The 15515-nt window shown below is 63.6% G+C and carries 15 protein-coding genes and 2 pseudogenes; 9 read left to right on the top strand and 8 right to left on the bottom strand.

Annotation, left to right across the window (positions count from 1 at the left end; all coding sequences use genetic code 11):
• Nucleotides 1-23: 23 nt before the first annotated feature.
• Genes E3U25_RS02155 through E3U25_RS02145 form a run of 3 tightly spaced genes read right to left on the bottom strand, consistent with a single transcriptional unit; the run spans nucleotide 24 to nucleotide 1638 of the window.
• The gene (locus tag E3U25_RS02155; protein ID WP_166435436.1) at nucleotides 24-440 is read right to left on the bottom strand and encodes an acyl-CoA thioesterase; all 417 of its coding nucleotides are present in this window, start codon (nucleotides 438-440) and stop codon (nucleotides 24-26) included.
• A 4-nt stretch (nucleotides 441-444) separates the two neighbouring features.
• Nucleotides 445-1365 (bottom strand): beta-keto acid cleavage family enzyme, encoded by a 921-nt coding sequence (locus E3U25_RS02150; RefSeq protein WP_116221332.1) that lies wholly within the window; start codon nucleotides 1363-1365, stop codon nucleotides 445-447.
• 18 nt (nucleotides 1366-1383) lie between these two features.
• Nucleotides 1384-1638: a hypothetical protein gene (locus E3U25_RS02145; RefSeq protein ID WP_147304478.1), complete on the bottom strand. Its 255-nt coding sequence runs from the start codon at nucleotides 1636-1638 to the stop codon at nucleotides 1384-1386.
• Between the two features lie 36 nt (nucleotides 1639-1674).
• On the opposite strand from E3U25_RS02145, the gene E3U25_RS02140 reads away from it, so the two are divergent.
• The 3 genes and pseudogenes from E3U25_RS02140 (at nucleotide 1675) to E3U25_RS02130 (ending at nucleotide 5493) form a co-directional block, all read left to right on the top strand.
• Nucleotides 1675-2784, top strand: a complete 1110-nt coding sequence (locus tag E3U25_RS02140; protein ID WP_244294999.1) for an AAA family ATPase — start codon at nucleotides 1675-1677, stop codon at nucleotides 2782-2784.
• 648 nt (nucleotides 2785-3432) lie between these two features.
• Entirely contained in the window at nucleotides 3433-3669 is a 237-nt protein-coding gene (locus E3U25_RS02135; RefSeq protein ID WP_140849445.1) for a hypothetical protein, read from the top strand.
• 33 nt (nucleotides 3670-3702) lie between these two features.
• A pseudogene (locus E3U25_RS02130) lies at nucleotides 3703-5493 on the top strand (recombinase family protein).
• Here E3U25_RS02130 and E3U25_RS02125 read toward each other — a convergent pair.
• Together E3U25_RS02125 and E3U25_RS02120 are read right to left on the bottom strand one after the other, a co-directional pair.
• A complete protein-coding gene (locus E3U25_RS02125) occupies nucleotides 5386-7026 on the bottom strand; it encodes a recombinase family protein (protein WP_116221333.1) in 1641 nt (546 codons plus the stop codon). The pseudogene E3U25_RS02130 and the gene E3U25_RS02125 overlap by 108 nt on opposite strands.
• Nucleotides 7027-7042: 16 nt before the next feature.
• Entirely contained in the window at nucleotides 7043-7255 is a 213-nt protein-coding gene (locus tag E3U25_RS02120) for a hypothetical protein (protein ID WP_116221334.1), read from the bottom strand.
• Nucleotides 7256-7497: 242 nt separating this feature from the next.
• On the opposite strand from E3U25_RS02120, the gene E3U25_RS02115 reads away from it, so the two are divergent.
• Together E3U25_RS02115 and E3U25_RS02110 are read left to right on the top strand one after the other, a co-directional pair.
• A complete protein-coding gene (locus E3U25_RS02115) occupies nucleotides 7498-7926 on the top strand; it encodes a putative toxin-antitoxin system toxin component, PIN family (protein ID WP_116221335.1) in 429 nt (142 codons plus the stop codon).
• Nucleotides 7923-8174 (top strand): toxin-antitoxin system HicB family antitoxin, encoded by a 252-nt coding sequence (locus E3U25_RS02110; protein ID WP_116221336.1) that lies wholly within the window; start codon nucleotides 7923-7925, stop codon nucleotides 8172-8174. Before E3U25_RS02115 ends, E3U25_RS02110 begins: the two co-directional genes overlap by 4 nt.
• Nucleotides 8175-8291: 117 nt before the next feature.
• Here the strand turns inward: E3U25_RS02110 and E3U25_RS02105 are convergent, their stop codons facing one another.
• Complete coding sequence (locus tag E3U25_RS02105) at nucleotides 8292-10607, bottom strand: coiled-coil domain-containing protein (RefSeq protein ID WP_281029265.1); 2316 nt, start codon at nucleotides 10605-10607, stop codon at nucleotides 8292-8294.
• Between the two features lie 209 nt (nucleotides 10608-10816).
• Here E3U25_RS02105 and istA point away from each other — a divergent pair, with 209 nt between their 5' ends.
• The 4 genes from istA (at nucleotide 10817) to E3U25_RS02085 (ending at nucleotide 13914) form a co-directional block, all read left to right on the top strand.
• Complete coding sequence (istA, locus tag E3U25_RS02100) at nucleotides 10817-12313, top strand: IS21-like element ISPve1 family transposase (RefSeq protein WP_116220988.1); 1497 nt, start codon at nucleotides 10817-10819, stop codon at nucleotides 12311-12313.
• Nucleotides 12310-13065: an IS21-like element ISPve1 family helper ATPase IstB gene (gene istB / locus E3U25_RS02095; protein WP_116220987.1), complete on the top strand. Its 756-nt coding sequence runs from the start codon at nucleotides 12310-12312 to the stop codon at nucleotides 13063-13065. The genes istA and istB overlap by 4 nt, the downstream gene beginning before the upstream one ends.
• Before the next feature lie 94 nt (nucleotides 13066-13159).
• Entirely contained in the window at nucleotides 13160-13609 is a 450-nt protein-coding gene (locus tag E3U25_RS02090; RefSeq protein WP_425355726.1) for a PTS sugar transporter subunit IIA, read from the top strand.
• Nucleotides 13610-13626: 17 nt separating this feature from the next.
• Complete coding sequence (locus tag E3U25_RS02085; RefSeq protein WP_116221339.1) at nucleotides 13627-13914, top strand: PTS sugar transporter subunit IIB; 288 nt, start codon at nucleotides 13627-13629, stop codon at nucleotides 13912-13914.
• A 124-nt stretch (nucleotides 13915-14038) separates the two neighbouring features.
• Here E3U25_RS02085 and E3U25_RS02080 read toward each other — a convergent pair.
• Together E3U25_RS02080 and E3U25_RS02075 are read right to left on the bottom strand one after the other, a co-directional pair.
• Nucleotides 14039-14218: pseudogene (locus E3U25_RS02080) on the bottom strand (transposase); the annotation flags it as partial.
• A 308-nt stretch (nucleotides 14219-14526) separates the two neighbouring features.
• Nucleotides 14527-15495: a sugar-binding transcriptional regulator gene (locus tag E3U25_RS02075; RefSeq protein ID WP_116221341.1), complete on the bottom strand. Its 969-nt coding sequence runs from the start codon at nucleotides 15493-15495 to the stop codon at nucleotides 14527-14529.
• Between the last annotated feature and the right edge of the window lie 20 nt (nucleotides 15496-15515).

Here is a 15515-nt window from a genome sequence, read left to right as displayed (position 1 = left end):
ATCCATGCAGATCAAAGGGCTACTCAACCTGGCGGTGAATGGGACTCTTTCGACAGAGCTGCCCGCAGGGCCGCAGGGATCGGACAGCTCCGGCGGCTTTTTGGGTGTATAAAGACCTCGACCACCTCACAGATGGCCAGTTCATCACCGCCCGCTTCACGCATAGTAAAGGTCAGGCCAACAGATTTGTTGCCAACCTTGCTCACCTGCGCCTCAATGCGGACTACGCTGCCGGCGGGAATTTCCTGGCGGAAACTGATCTTCACCTCCAACGTGACCGGCATCGGACTGTCAGAGTCAGGCCGGAAGCCAAGGCCGCTCCAAAACACGAAGGTCGCGTCGTCGAAGGCGGCCGCGTAATGGCGGGCGTTCAGATGGCCGAAATGATCGCAATGCCAGCGATGCGCGACCACCGCATTGAGCGGAACGGGAAAGCGCATCTCCTCAGCCCGCCAGGCGTTTTTCGGCAAGCGCATCGAGGCCCAGGATGGCGCGCGCCTCGTCCGGGGTGGCGACCTCGCAGCCCAGGTCGGCGATGATCCGGGCGGCGCGCTCGACCAGCTGGCCGTTGGTGGCGAAGACGCCGCGTTCCAGGTAGATGTTGTCCTCGAGCCCCACCCGGCAATGGCCGCCCAGGATCGTGGACAGCGCCACGATGTCCATTTGCCAGCGCGAGATGCCGAAGGCGCTCCACGACGCGCCCTCGGGCAGCAGTTCCTTCATGTAGATCAGCGTCTTGGCATCGGCGGGCGCGGACCATTTGACGCCGAGGCAGATCTGGAACAGCGGCGCCGGGTCGATCAGCCCCTGCTCGATCATCCGCCGCGCCAGCAGGATGTCGCCGGGGTTGAAGACCTCGATCTCGGGCTTGACGCCGCCTTCGCGGATCAGCTGCGCCATGCGGTTCAGCGTGCCGGGCGTGTTCATGAAGATGCAGTCCGGCGCCCCGGCGATGCCGCCTTCCAGGTTCATCGTGGTCACGTCCAGCGTGCAAAGCTCGGGCCGGTTCTCCAGCACATGGCCGACGCGCTCGACGGCACTCGCGACATCGGTGGTCGGATGGGCCAGGGCCTCGTCTGCGGGATCCGGCACGAAGGTGGCGCCCATGCCGGTGGTCAGGTTGATGACCACGCGGTCGTTCCTTTCGCGGACGCGCTGGACGATCTCGCGAAAGATCTCGGGCGAGCGGTTGCCGAGGCCGGTTTCCGGGTCGCGGCCGTGGATATGCACCACCGAGGCGCCCGCATCGGCGGCCTCGATGCAGGCATCCGCGATTTGGGCGGGCGTGACCGGATAGTTCGGAAAGCGGGGGTGGATCGGCCCGTCGCCGGTCACGGCACAGGTCAGGACGATTTTGCGTTTCATGGGATCTCCTGTCGGTCTCTAGGCGTGTTCGGGGGCGGCAGGCGTCTTGCGGGTCTCGCCAAGCGCCTTGAGGACCGCGACCAGCTGGTCGTCGCGCTGCCGGCGCAAGGTGGCGTAGTCGCGGCCGTCGATTTCCTCGGCCAGGCCCTCGACCAGCCTGTCGATGGTCGCGGGCGTCAGCTGCGGCTTGCCCAGGTCGTCCCACCATTCGGTGTAGCTTTGGGTGAACTGCTCGCAATAGGCGCGCAGGCCCCCTGGCTCGAGGATATCCACGGCGACAGTCCGGCACTTCGCGCGGCGCGCCAGATCGTGCGCGACCTGCGCGGCTGGAAGACCGGCGAGGTCGCCTGGCCGGACCTGACGCGGACGCTGCTGCTTTACGGGCCGCCCGGCACCGGCAAGAGTTGGATCGCCCGCGCGATGGGCAACAGCGCAGGGTTCAGCGTCGTGACCGGCACCTTCGGCGAATGGCAAGCCGCAGGCCATCTCGGCGACATGCTGCGCGAGATGCGTCGGACTTTTCGTGATGCGCGCACCAAAGCCCCCTCGGTCGGCACCTGCAATCACCCGGACTTGATCGATCCGGCGGTTCTCAGGGCCGGTCGCTTCGACATGAAAGTCTCCCTGCCGCTGCCGGATGCCGAGGGTCTGTTCAGCGTCTTCCGGCATTGCCTGCCGGACTGGCGCGAGGCCGATCTGCGCGATCTCGCCGCGCGGGCCGTCGGTTGCTCCGCCGCCGATGTCGATGCCGTCATCCGGCAGACGCAGACAATGGCGCGGGGACAAAAGCGTGACATGACGCTGGATGACCTGCACCAGATCTTCCGTCTCACCCATGACGCCGACATCGACCGCCGCGTCGCTCTGCATGAATGCGGTCACGCCATCGCCTGCGCCCCCCTTCGCCTCGGCCCGGTGCGCCGTATTTTCCTGGGACGCGACGGCGGCGGCGGCACGGTGTTCGATGCAAATGCCAAACATGGCTTGCTCAGCGACATGCAGGATCGTCTGGTGCAATTGCTGGCCGGGCGTGCCGCCGAGCGTCTGATCCTCGGCGATGTTTCGGCCGGTGCGGGCGGCAGCGCCGACTCCGATCTGGCAATGGCCACCGCCATCGCTTCGGGAATCCAGATGCGATACGGGTTGGGAGGCCACGGCCCGGTCTGGACCGCCGATCCCGAGACCCTGCTCGCCCTTGACCCCGACATGCTTTTCCGTGTGCGCCGCGAACTGGAGGCTGCCGAGAAGCGTGCTGTCCGGATCCTCAGCGTCCATCGCAATCTGCTCGAGGAGATGGCCGAAGCCCTGATGGCATCGCGCGACATGGACCGCGCCGAGGTGCAGGACTGGCTCGCGCGTGTGGACAATGCTGCACCGGACGAAGACCGTGACGCGCGCCCCGCGCCGCAACCGCAATAGAGACAGAGGGGAGACACCCCCCGAGGATCACGCATCACCCCATCAAAGCGTGCTCCCCGTAAACATAAGACAAAAAACCAAAGAGAGCGGCAAAGCCGCCAGTTCAAAACCTTAAAAACAAAGACAGCACTCCCAGCGGCGGGCCCTGCCCGCCGCCCACTCCATGTCCACGGGATAAAAAAGAAAGAACGCAAAGACCAGGAACCAAAAAATCAAAAGACCCGGAATACATCCGACGTTTCCGCAAACTCGCAGCAGGAGCGAGAAGGACAGCGGCGCCCGGAGTGCTGTCTTTTGGCACGGTGTGCTGGAGGGCATCATTGTCCCGCCAGCGCATTCCAAAAATCCGGATAATTCGCGCCCGATGTTCCGCTTCGCCCGGCTATTGCCTCGTGGGCCGGTCCAGATGCGGTGGTCGCGCAAATCCAGGAACGACAGTCATCTCCGGCCCGCCCCTCTTGAGAGTGAGATTTCCGTATTTTCAGCTGGTTATCCACATTCACATGACACGAGAGCCGTGTTTTGCCCTGAGAGAGCCGTGCCCATGCCCTATGATCATCTGAGCAGCAGCGGGCTCATCCCCGCCCAGAATCATCATCATCGAACGCCGACGGGCCTTGCCCTCAGGCGCAGGGAGAAACTCGGCCCATGGTGCGAGACCGGAGAGATATTGCCAGGAAGGACGGCGCCGCAAAAGCGGCCGCCGCTTCGGCCTCTCCCGGCCCCTCTGCTTCGGCCCCTTCGGCTGACACCACCGACAAAGCCCTTGCCGGGAATCGGCAGCCCGCGCCGCATCACGACCAATTGCTCGCCCTCATCCGGGCGCTCGCCCGCGATGCCGCCCGCGCCGATCGCGCCGCCGAACGCGGCGCGCCTGACGATTGACCTGCCCCTCCGCACGGAGATCCGCCCATGACCCTGCGCGCCGTCATCTACGCCCGCTACTCCTCCGACCTGCAATCGGCCTCGTCGATCGAGGACCAGATCCGGCTCTGCCGCGAACGCGCCGCCCGCGCCGGCTGGCAGATCGTCGGCAGCTACGAGGACGCCGCCACCTCCGGCGCCTCGCTGATGCGTCCCGGCATCCAGCGCCTGCAACAGGATGCCCGCGAGCGGCGCTTCGACGTCGTGATCTCGGAAGCCCTCGACCGGCTCAGCCGCAACCAGGCCGATATCGCGGCGCTTTACCAGAACCTGACCTTCGCCGGCGTGGCCATCGAGACCCTGGCCGAGGGCCGCATCGATGAGATGCATATCGGCCTCAAGGGCACAATGAACGCGCTGTTCATCAAGGACCTGGCCGCCAAGACCCGCCGGGGCCTGCGTGGCCGGGTCGAGGACGGCAAGTCCGGCGGCGGCAACTCCTACGGCTACGACGTGGTCAAGAAGTTCGACGCCCACAGCGAGCCGATCCGCGGCGACCGCACCATCAACGCGGCGCAGGCCGCCGTCATCCGCCGCATCTTTACCGAATACAACGCCGGGCTGTCGTCGCGCACCATCGCCATGACGCTGAACCGCGAGGGCGTGCCCGGTCCGATGGGCCGGGAATGGGGGCCGTCGACCATCCATGGCAACCGCGAACGCGGCACCGGGATTCTGAACAACGAGCTTTATGTCGGCCGGCTGGTCTGGAACCGGCAGTCCTTCGTCAAGGATCCCGACACCGGTCGCCGGGTCTCGCGGCTCAACCCGGAAAGCGAATGGGTGATCTAGGACGTGCCCGACCTGCGCATCGTCGACCAAAACCTCTGGGACGCGGTCAAGGCGCGGCAGGGCGAACTCGCCTTCTCGACCCGCACGCGGCCGGAAGGCAATCCGCTGAACGACCGGCGGCGCCCAAAGCACCTCTTCGCCGGCCTGGTCAAATGCGGCTGCTGCGGGGGCGGCTATTCGATGATCTCGAAGGATCTTCTGGGCTGCTCGACGGCACGCAACAAGGGCACCTGCGACAACCGGGTCAACATCCGCCGCGACGCGCTCGAGGCCTCGATCCTGAACGGGCTCAGGAAACACCTGATGGAGCCGGAGCTGTTCCGCGAGTTCTGCGCCGAGTTCACCAAAGAGGTGAACCGGCTGCGCATGGAGCGCGGCGCAGATCTGATCGCCATGCGCGACGAGCTTCCCCGTATCGACCGGGAACTGTCGAAGCTGCTGGCGGCACTGAAGGCCGGCGGTCCGATCCAGGCCATCGTCGACGACATGAAGCGGCTGGAAGCCCGCAAGGCCGAGTTGACCGCAAAACTGGCCAATGCCGACGAGCCGCCGCCCCTGCTGCACCCGAACATGGCGGCGCTTTATGCCCAACGCATCGGGGAGCTTTCCGAGAACCTGCAGCACGAAGACAGCCGCGCGCAGGCAGCGGAGATCCTGCGCTCGCTGGTCGACCAGGTGACGCTGGTGCCGGAGGGTGGCGAACTGGCCATCGTGCTGCGCGGCGATCTCGGTGCCATCTTGCGCTTTGCTGCCGGCAAGAAGAACCCCGACTTCCTGTCGGAGGCCGAGGCGCTGGACAACCTGCTGGGTCGGATGGCGGTATCGCGGAAGCCCGGGCGTAGAAACGCAAAAACCTCCGCGCTTTGTGCTACGGAGGTTTCGCAATTATCTTTGGTTGCGGGGGCCCGCAACTACCGCTGTCATAACTCGGGTTTGCCCCTCATCCGGCTGAATGGCGGCGATGCCGAGGATGCCCATCAACTCGCCGCGTAGCTCGGCATGGACCTCGCCCCGCTTCTCTCCGGGCGTGAGGATCACCTGACCGATCAGTGACCGCAGCGCCTCGGCCGCTTGTCGGCCACCATCGGGATCGTTCAAGGCCTCGGCGAAGCGCGCGACGTTGCGGCTGTAGTTGGTCGCCACGTTCGGGTGAACGTCCGGTACGTCCACCGGCGCCTCCGCCAGGCGCGCGGCGATCTCGGCCTTCTGGCGCTCCAGATCGTCCATCCGCGCCTTCATCGATGGCTGATACATGCCGTCCTCTATGGCCGAAAAGATCCCGGCAATGGCGCGCTCGATCTTCGCCAGCGCGCGGCGGTCGGTGTCCTGCTGCGCGCGGCGCTGGTGGTTCAGCCGGTTGGTTTCCTCGACATAGGCGCGCACCGCCTCCTCGACCGCCTCGGCCGAGACCAGCTTGTCCTGCAATCCGGCCAGAACCCGCGCCTCCAGCTTCTCGCGCAGGATGGTGCGGTTGTTGCTGCAGGTGCCGCGCCGATGATGGTTGAGGCAACCAAACCGGCCCGAGAGGACCATGCCGACCTTTCCGCCACAGGATCCGCAGGTCATCAGGCCGGACAGGAGCGAAACGGGCCGGTTCGCCAGATGCAACCGCGCCACCCTGCCCTCCCGTCTGTCGGCGCCGTAAGCTTCGGCGATCCGCTTCTGGCGTTCGCGCACCGCGTTCCACAATGCGTCGTCCACGATGCGCAGATGCGGCACTTCGGTCCGGATCCATGTAGATTCCGGGTTCGGGCGCGACACCCGCTTGCCGGTGCTGGGATCCTTGATGAACCGCATGCGGTTCCAGACCAGCACGCCCGCATAGAGTTCGTTGTTGAGGATGCCGGTGCCACGCGTGCGGTGACCCCGGATGCTGCTGTCGCCCCAAGCGCGGTTCAGCGGCCCCGGAATGTCTTCCCGGTTCAGACCGACGGCGATGGCCTTGGGGCTTTTGCCCGAGGCGAACTCGCGGAAGATACGCCGGACGATCTCCGCCTCCTCGGGCACGATCTCACGGTCGCCCCGGATCGGCTCGCCATTACCGTCGAGCTTCTTCAGCACCCTGTAGCCGTAGCAAAGACCGCCGCCCGCCTTGCCTTTCTCCACCCTGCCCCGCAAACCCCGGTGGGTTTTCATGGCGAGGTCTTTCAGGAACAGCGCATTCATGGTCCCTTTCAGACCGACATGAAGCTCGGAGATCTCACCCTCCGCCAGCGTGACGATGCTGACGCCCGCGAATTTCAGCTGCTTGAAGAGCGTGGCGACATCGGCCTGGTCGCGGCTGATGCGGTCCAGCGCTTCGGCCAGCAGGATGTTGAACTCGCCGTGCAGGGCATCGCGCATCAGCCGCTGGATGCCTGACCGCAGGATCGTGCTGGCGCCGGAGATCGCCGCATCCTCGTAGGAGCCGACGATCTGCCAGCGCTCCCGTCCCGCATGCTCCCGGCACAGCCGGAACTGATCCTCGATGGACGCCTCGCTCTGCTTGTCGTCGGAATAGCGGGCGTAGAGTGCGGCACGGGTCATGATGGTCTCCGTTCGGTCAGTCCTTGTCCTCGGTGACCGGCCCTGCCCCCTCGCGGGCCGGTGGCGCATTGTCATTGGCGGCGCGCATGGCCTTGTCGTAATCCTCGCGCGCCATCCGCCTGCCGATCAGCCGGGCGATGATCAGCACCACCTCGTCCAGCCGCTCGGCGGCATCGGTCTCGGTGCCCGCATCCCGCCCGTCGGGCGCCCAGTTGGCGTTCGCCGGCATCCCTCCGGCCCGTCCCGGTGAACCGTTCCCTTCCATGTCCTTCCCCTCTCTGTTCGATGGGAAATGCCATGAAACGACGCGGTTTCCTCTCCGCCAAACCCTTATCCCGCCTCGGAGAACCACAGCGCAGGAACAGAAAGAAAAAGGACGGTCGGCCTCTGCGAGCCGCAACCACGGTAACTCTGAACCGGCATCAAAGCAATATCACTTGCAATATCCTGCCACCGATCCAATATCTCTGCATGAGACTGATTCTGGACACCGCAACCATGGTAGCTGCGATCCGCAGCGATGCCGGGGCCTCCCGCCGACTTCTGGTGGCGGGGCTGGAGCGGCGGATCACGATGCTGGCCTCGGTGCCGCTGATGATCGAATATCAGGCGGTGATGACGCGGCCCGAGCATCTGGAGGCGTCCGGCCTGTCGGTCGAGGACGTGAATGTGCTGCTCGACGCGGTGGCGGCGGTGGTCGATCCGGTGCGGCTGGCCTTCCTGTGGCGGCCGGCCGTGCGCGACCAGAACGACGACATGGTGCTGGAGGCGGCGGTGAACGGAAGGGCCGATGCCATCGTGACCTTCAACCTGCGCGATTTCGGCCAGGTGGCCGAGCGCTTCGGGATAGAAACCCTCGCGCCGGGCGCGGCGTGGCGGAAAGTGGAGAAGAGGCTATGAGAAAGAGCAATTTCGCGCTGCGGCTCCAACCCTCGCTGCTGGAGGAGGCCCGCAAGGTCGCCGAGACCGAGGGCGTGGCGCTGAACCAGCTGATCAATGTCGCCGTGGCCGAGAAGCTCTCGGCCCTGCGGGTGGAGAGCTATTTCGAGGAACGGGCGGCGCGAGCCGACATCCCCAAGGCGCTGGACGTCCTCAAGCGGGCTGGCAAGGGGAAGAAGCCGATGCAGGGCGATGAACTGGCAAGGTGAGATCGGGCGGGAAGCCGCCTGACCGCTATGCGGCATGGCATCCGCAGAAAACCCGGGAAAGGGGTCATCCATGCGCGGCGCAGCAAAAACTGCCTGCGACCCGTGGCGGGCGGAGAACTAAGCGCCGATCGGGTAAACCTGCTGCTGACTGACACCGAGACGGCCGTTGCCGGTCAGCTCGATGACGCGCATTGCGGGGTTCTTCGGATCGTCCGATCCGGTTGCGCTGAATTTCTCGACCATGTGCCGCGCTAGGTTGCGGCTTGACGTGGTGATCACAAGTCTCACCCGACCGCCGCCCTCGATGGCAACGGCGCGGAATACGTCCATGAGCCCTACACGATTGAGGTCATCCAAATGCGCAACGGGCTCATCCAGGAAGAACGTGCCACCCAACCCGCGTGCCCGGGCAAGGAACAGTGCCAGTGCGAGATCTTGCCTTTGTCCCTGGCTGAAATCACGACCAGGGTCGAGCTGCGCGACCCCCGCATCTGCGAACCAGTGCAGGAATGACTCCGACTGGCCAAGATCGATCCGATCAACAATACGGTTCGCGTGCATCCGAAGGAACAGCGCGTTCACGACGCGGCTCAAGCCGCCGACTTGGGCTTGGCTCGTCGCCGTGTAGTTCTCGCGAAACGCTTTCTGGAGCCGCTCGGCGACGTTGCTGCTCGCCTTCAGGCGAGCATGTCTCGCGGTGATTGGTGCCAGATCGGCTTCGATCTTCGCCAGCTTGGTGTGCTTGGTTTCGACATCCCAGGAAGCCCGTGCGGCCGCCACTTCATTGTCGGCGGCATCAAGCTTGGCGATCCCCGCCTTGACCTCGCCCCTCAAACGCTCAAGCCCGTCCGCTGTCCACGGAGCCTGGCCGGCCGCGGACGTCCAAAGTTGGGAGATTGTGGCGCGCTCACGTTCAGCTGCGGCCTTGTCGCGGCGGACCGATTCCAGCTCTGTCTGCCGGGTCCTCTCTACCGTGACCTTTTCGGCGAGCGTCGCTTGCGCGCGCCCCAAGCCTTCAAGCGCCGTTCGCAAGATGTCTTCCAACACCGTACGCCTGCCGAGGATGGTCTGGGTCAGTCGACCGCTCAGGTTCGCAATCGGGAGTGCGTGATCTAGGAAGCGTTGGCCGTCTGCGCTGACGATCGATTGATATTCGGTCTGGGCGGCGCTCAACGCCGCCAGCGCATCGCCGAGATCCAAGCGACGCTCCGCCCAATCCAGGAAGCGCCGCCGGTCTGATCCTGACAACGGTGCGTCGAGCGCGGTCAGAAGCTGTCGGTCCGCGTCGAGGCGACGCTCCAAGTCCTGTGACTCCCGATCGAGGGTGGCGACCTGGCTTTGGATTTGGATCGCGTCAGTGACCGCCTTGCGCGCGGCGATTGCGGCCGATGCCGCGCTACTCGCCAGCCTTCGGGCGGCCGCCACCATTGCTGGCGCTGCGCTCAGTGTGCGCTCGACCGCTGCAACGAGTTGGGCGCGCCCCTGCCAGTCGTGGCCGCAGAGCGGGCAATCGGTATCGCCGTCATGCTGATGATCGATCACAATTCGGCCCGCCGACTGCAGCGTGGCAAGCGGGCCGGCGAGCGCCTCGGCATCAGCGCGCGCCTGCAACGACGCCGCTTCGCTCGCTTCGGCAACGCTCCGCAAATGTTGCAGCTCTTCAGGGCTGACAACCTGAGCGGCGAGCTCACCACGGCGGGCCGTAAGCTGGGCGCGTTCGGAGAGCATCGCATCGATGCGCGGCTCCGCCTTGACGGCATCGCGGAGTTGCGCGCGCCGCGCCGCTCTGGTCGTTGCATCCCAACGCGTCTCAGGCGCAGCCTCCACAAGATTCGCGAGGGTCGCTGGCGTGATTGTCAGGTAAGGCTCTGCGAGCGCCGCCGCTCTCAGTGTGGTTTCGAGACGAGCGACCACCGCGTCCTCGGCCGCGCCGAGCCGGCCAACCTGTGTCGAGGCCAGCTGGACAACGGCCTCCGCCACGATCACAGCTTCCTCTGCGGTCTTCCGATCGTCTTGGGCCGACAGAAAGGTCTCGGCCGCCGCCGTCTCCAAGGGAAGAAGGTTGGTGATCTGCGCCTCAACCTCGGCCTTGCGCGACCAAACCGGCGCGAGCTCATCCAAGGCTTTGAAACGCCGCGCCTGTTCGGAGCGCCCCTTAGCGATCGCCCCGACGGCGGCCTCGATCCGGTCGGGGATGTCCAGGCCGGTGCCGGAAAGAGCCAACAGGTCTTCGGCCGCCGCTAGGCTGGCGTCCGCATTCTTCGCCGCGGCGGCGGCGTCTTTGAGCTCGGCACGGAGCTGAGAGGCTTCCGCGCTCAGGGCTTTACGCCGCGCGTCCAAGTCCTTCAAGAGCGGCGCAAGTTCGGCGATGTACTTCCCACTCGCCTGCTCGGCGTCCCGGAGGTGCCGGATTCCCAGCAAGTCGGCGAACACGTCTTTCCGCCGGTTCAAGCTCTCCGGACTGTTGTCGACGAGCGCCGCAAGCGCCTCGCTGGTCAGGAACCGCGTGCCGCGGAGGTAGTTGAGAATGGCGGTGCGAAATTAGTCCACGTTAGCGGCGGCATGGTGCTGCTGCGGGCGGCGTAAAAGTCGTCCACCTTTTCCCTTTCTGCGGCTGCAGGGAGGATGGGAGGATCTACAGCGTGGAACTCTATCTCAAGGTTCGTCAGGCCTGTGCTGCTGGTATGAGCCAGCGTCAGGCGGCGACGACATTCAACATATCGCGCGACACGGTCGCAAAGATGATGACGTTCTCGGTTCCTCCGGGCTACCGGCGGACGGCCGAGGTCAGGCGCCCGAAGCTCGATCCGTTCATCCCGATCATCGAGGGTTGGCTGGAGGCGGACCGGACCATGCCGCGCAAGCAGCGGCATACGGCGAAGCGTGTGTTTGACCGTCTGCGCGAAGAATGCGGTTTCACCGGCGGCTACACGATCATCAAGGATTATATCCGGGAACGTGAGCGGCGGGGCCAGGAGGTGTTCGTGCCGCTGGCGCATCCCCCAGGACACGCGCAGGCCGACTTCGGCGAGGCAATGGTTCGGATCGGAGGTGTCGAACAGAAGGCGCATTTCTTCGTGCTGGACTTGCCGCATAGCGACGCCTGCTACGTCCGTGCCTATCCGGCGGCGGTTGCCGAGGCCTGGGTGGACGGTCATGTCCATGCCTTTGCCTTTTTTGGGGCGGTTCCGCAGTCGATCGTCTACGACAATGACCGCTGCCTGGTGGCGAAGATCCTGCCGGATGGCACCCGCAAGCGGGCGGCGCTGTTCAGCGGGTTTCTGTCGCATTACCTGATCCGGGATCGCTATGGCCGCCCTGGCAAGGGGAACGACAAAGGCAATGTCGAAGGCCTGGTGGGCTATTGCCGCCGCAACTTCATGGTGCCGATGCCTGAGTTCGCCAGTTGGGAAGAATTCAACCTCTGGCTGGAGGAGCGCTGCAAGCGGCGTCAGCACGATGTCCTTCGCGGCGAGAGCGAAACGATCGGCGAGCGACTGCAGCGCGATCTCGCCGCGATGCGCCCGCTCCCGGCGGCGCCCTTTGATGCCTGCGATCAGGCGACCGGCCGCGTGTCGTCGCAATCGCTGGTGCGCTACAAGACCAACGATTACTCGGTGCCCGTCGCCTACGGCCATCAGGATGTCTGGATCCGGGGCTATATCCATGAGGTGGTGATCGGCTGCCGGGGCGAAGTGATCGCCCGCCATCCCCGGTGCTGGGATCGCGACGAGATCGTCTTCGACCCGCTCCATTACCTTCCGCTGATCGAGCAGAAGATCAATGCGTTGGATCAGGCGGCACCATTGCAGGACTGGGACCTGCCAGAGGAGTTCGCCACCCTGCGCCGGCTGATGGAGGCACGGATGAACCGGCACGGCCGACGCGAATATGTCCAGGTCCTGCGGCTTCTGGAAACCTTCGATCTGGCCGATCTGCATGCGGCCGTGAGGCAGGCGCTGCAGATGGGGGCGATCGGCTTCGATGCGGTGAAGCATCTCTTGTTGTGCCGGGTGGAGCGCCGGCCACCCCGGCTGGATCTGGACTGCTATCCCTACCTGCCCAGGGCAACGGTCGAGAAGACCGAGGCCCGCTCCTACATGCGGCTGCTGTCTGTCAATGCGGAGGGCGTGGCATGAGCGACGCCCCGGAAATCCTGCTTGCCCATCACCTCAAGGCGCTGAAACTGCCGACCTTCCTGCGAGAACACCAGAAACTGGCCCGGCAATGTGCGGCGGAAGGCGTGGACCATGTCCGATATCTCGCCCGGCTCGTCGAACTGGAACTGATCGACCGGGAACGGCGGATGGTCGAGCGGCGCATCAAGGCCGCCAGGTTCCCGGCCGTCAAAAGCCTGGACAGCTTCGACTTCACGGCCATCCCGAAGCTCAACAAGATGCAGGTGCTGGAACTGGCCCGGTGCGAATGGATCGAGCGGCGCGAGAACATTATTGCTCTCGGCCCCAGTGGCACGGGCAAGACGCACATCTCGCTCGGCCTTGGTCTGGCCGCCTGCCAGAAGGGCCTGTCCGTCGGCTTCACCACCGCCGCGGCCCTGGTCAGCGAGATGATGGAGGCCCGCGACGAGCGCCGCCTGCTGCGCTTCCAGAAGCAGATGGCAGGATACAAGCTGCTCATCATCGATGAACTCGGCTTCGTGCCGCTGTCGAAGACCGGCGCCGAGCTGCTGTTCGAACTGATCTCGCAACGCTACGAGCGCGGATCGACCCTGATCACCAGCAATCTGCCTTTTGACGAATGGACCGAGACATTCGGCTCCGAACGCCTCACCGGCGCGCTTCTCGACAGGCTGACCCACCACGTCAGCATTCTCGAAATGAATGGCCAGAGCTATCGTCTCGCCCAAAGCCGCGCCCGAAAGGCCGGCTGACCCCTTTCAAAAAATACCAACGGCACAAGCACGGAACTCTGGTCGGGCTACGCCCTCCCGACGTTCCGTGCTTGTGCCGCTAACTGGCAGACTTTTGCGCCGCCGCGTGGCCGGGTTTTACTCCGCCGTTGACACAACAGCTTCGACAAGCGAAGAGATCATAAGGCTTCTGGCCTTGAGATTGTATGCCCTTGGCTATGTGAAAGAAAGCTATGCCGACGCAGTCGTAGAACGGGAGCAGATTTTGCCGACTGGCCTACCACTGGGTCGCGAGGATAGTATTGCCATTCCACATACCGATCCGAAGCATGTTTTGCGGTCCGGCGTAGCTTTGGCGACCCTCACTGCCCCGATAATGTTCGCCAATATGGAAGAGCCCGACGAAGTGGTATCCGTCGGGACAGTATTTCTGCTTGCCATTGATGACAAGGACAAGCAGATCTCCACACTACAACAAATAATGGAAACGATCCAAAACCCGGCGGCACTTGACTCCTTAAAGCAGGCAAGAACTTTCGACGACATACGTACGATTATCGGTTAAAAAGGGGAGATCCAGACATGACCAGGCAAAAGACCATTCTTTTCGTATGCGGAACAGGCGTGGCGACTTCAACCGCCGTCAATGCGGCTGTGACTGAGGAAATGAAAAAACGCGGACTTTCCTTCGACGCCCGTCAAGCAAAGGCAACTGAAGTTCTCTCATTGGTAGACAACGTCGATTTCATCGTATCGACAACACCAATCTCCGTCTCAGTAACGAAGCCAATTATCAAAGGACTGGCATTCTTGACCGGGATCGGCAAGGATAAAATCCTTGATGAAATCGAGGCAGAGCTTCGGAAGTAACACCTTGCCACATTAGGCGGTATATTCCTGTCGATCAGATCCGTGCCATTTAGTAGGCACGGCACTCTGAATTCACGGTGTTTTCACAGAATCTTGCTTATTGATCTTGTTTGATCCTTACAACTCCGCTGTCCACCGTGGCCTTCTTGACCCATTCATTCAGGGTCTTGGGCGCACAACCAATCGTCGCGGAAATCAACAGGAACGCCTGGCACTGCGATCCATGCTGCCCCTCATTGTCGAGAACCAGCCGCACCGCACGTTTGCGCACTTCAGGGGAAAACTTATTCGTCGTCTTGCTCATGGTGCTCCATCCGACTCAGGAGTTGGAGCCTCCGGCAAACCGGCGCGGTTCATATCCCAGCATATGGTGGGATCGAAGCTAATCATCAACGACCTCCGGCGCTTGAGCGCTTCGTTATATGCCGGCCGGTTCTCCGCCGTGTAGGTCCGGGTCTGCTTATATAGCCCTGCTGCCACCTTGGATCACAAGGTGAGTTTTACATCGGATTAACGCAACAGAGCCTCGGCAATGTTGAATAGAGAAGTGCAAAGGTCGGCGGTTTTAACGTGGTGGTGCTTAAACCGGAAATCTAACAGCAAACTGTGGACTCACCTGCCAGCAATCAAGCGCTCCGCGACATGCTCATCTACGATCAGCACCTGTGGCTGCAGTCGAATCAGACCGGCACGAATGACAGCGTGCTTCTGCCAACCGCCCGAAGCAAGAACGAGGGTCTTCGCGCTACGCAAATCATCAGGATGGACCGCCAGCACCCGACGATTGACCGAGTGATCGACGACCTTGCCCTCGGCATCTATGAAGTGGCAAAGCGCATCGCCGATAGCTCCCGCAGCCTCCAGAGACGCGAGTTCATTCGCGCTCAGCAAGCCGTATTCACGGAAAACCGAATGCGGTGTGAGATCGCCGACAGAAATCACCGCCATATCCAGCGCGCGCGCAGACGAGAAAATATCACGAATCCCCACATGACCTGCCAGGGCATCCCGCGTCCGCTCATCCGGGGCGAAAACCGGACCGGCCATCATATGGCATTCGGCTCCTAGCCGCGCAGCCACGCGCCAAGCGAATTCGGAGGGGTTCTGGGCGCTTACCCGGGTAAGGCCACCCAACAACGACAGTACACGTATGCCATCTGGATTGCGGGGAACGATGGCCCGCACCGCCGCCGAGAGCGTTTTGCCCCAGCCCAATCCAATCGTCATGTTCGCAGACAGATTCTGCGACAGAAAGTTGCCAATCTCGGCGCCGATGATATCGCGCAGCTGAGCCTCGTCCTGGGGGTTGGGGACGACAATAGCCTGCCCCAGCCCCCAACGTGTCTCAAGCTCACGCTCCAGTTCGACACAGCGCGTCAGTTTGGTCGTCACGCGGATCTGCACCGTTCCGTCATGACGGGCATTGGACAGAATTCGCAGAACCCGCGAACGGCTGATACCGACTTTCGCGGCAACCTCATCCTGCGTCAGGCCCTCCATGTGGTAGAGCCAGGCCACACGTGTTCTGAGATTCTCATTCACTTCGGGGGTCTGCACTTGCGACAACGGTCCTTCCAGCATGGACGTTTCGGGGTAAATCG

This window comes from Paracoccus versutus (assembly GCF_029909795.1).
Classification (GTDB): domain Bacteria; phylum Pseudomonadota; class Alphaproteobacteria; order Rhodobacterales; family Rhodobacteraceae; genus Paracoccus; species Paracoccus versutus.
Note: the sequence above shows the minus strand (reverse complement) of the source record. Positions and strands in the feature narration are given on the sequence as shown.

Coding starts and splice junctions, on each gene's coding strand:
- E3U25_RS02155 (WP_166435436.1), bottom strand. CDS start 440: ATGCGCTTTCCCGTTCCGCTCAATGCGGTGGTCGCGCATCGCTGGCAT.
- E3U25_RS02150 (WP_116221332.1), bottom strand. CDS start 1,365: ATGAAACGCAAAATCGTCCTGACCTGTGCCGTGACCGGCGACGGGCCG.
- E3U25_RS02135 (WP_140849445.1), top strand. CDS start 3,433: ATGGTGCGAGACCGGAGAGATATTGCCAGGAAGGACGGCGCCGCAAAA.
- E3U25_RS02125 (WP_116221333.1), bottom strand. CDS start 7,026: ATGACCCGTGCCGCACTCTACGCCCGCTATTCCGACGACAAGCAGAGC.
- E3U25_RS02120 (WP_116221334.1), bottom strand. CDS start 7,255: ATGCCGGCGAACGCCAACTGGGCGCCCGACGGGCGGGATGCGGGCACC.
- E3U25_RS02115 (WP_116221335.1), top strand. CDS start 7,498: ATGAGACTGATTCTGGACACCGCAACCATGGTAGCTGCGATCCGCAGC.
- E3U25_RS02110 (WP_116221336.1), top strand. CDS start 7,923: ATGAGAAAGAGCAATTTCGCGCTGCGGCTCCAACCCTCGCTGCTGGAG.
- istB (WP_116220987.1), top strand. CDS start 12,310: ATGAGCGACGCCCCGGAAATCCTGCTTGCCCATCACCTCAAGGCGCTG.
- E3U25_RS02085 (WP_116221339.1), top strand. CDS start 13,627: ATGACCAGGCAAAAGACCATTCTTTTCGTATGCGGAACAGGCGTGGCG.
- E3U25_RS02075 (WP_116221341.1), bottom strand. CDS start 15,495: ATGCTGGAAGGACCGTTGTCGCAAGTGCAGACCCCCGAAGTGAATGAG.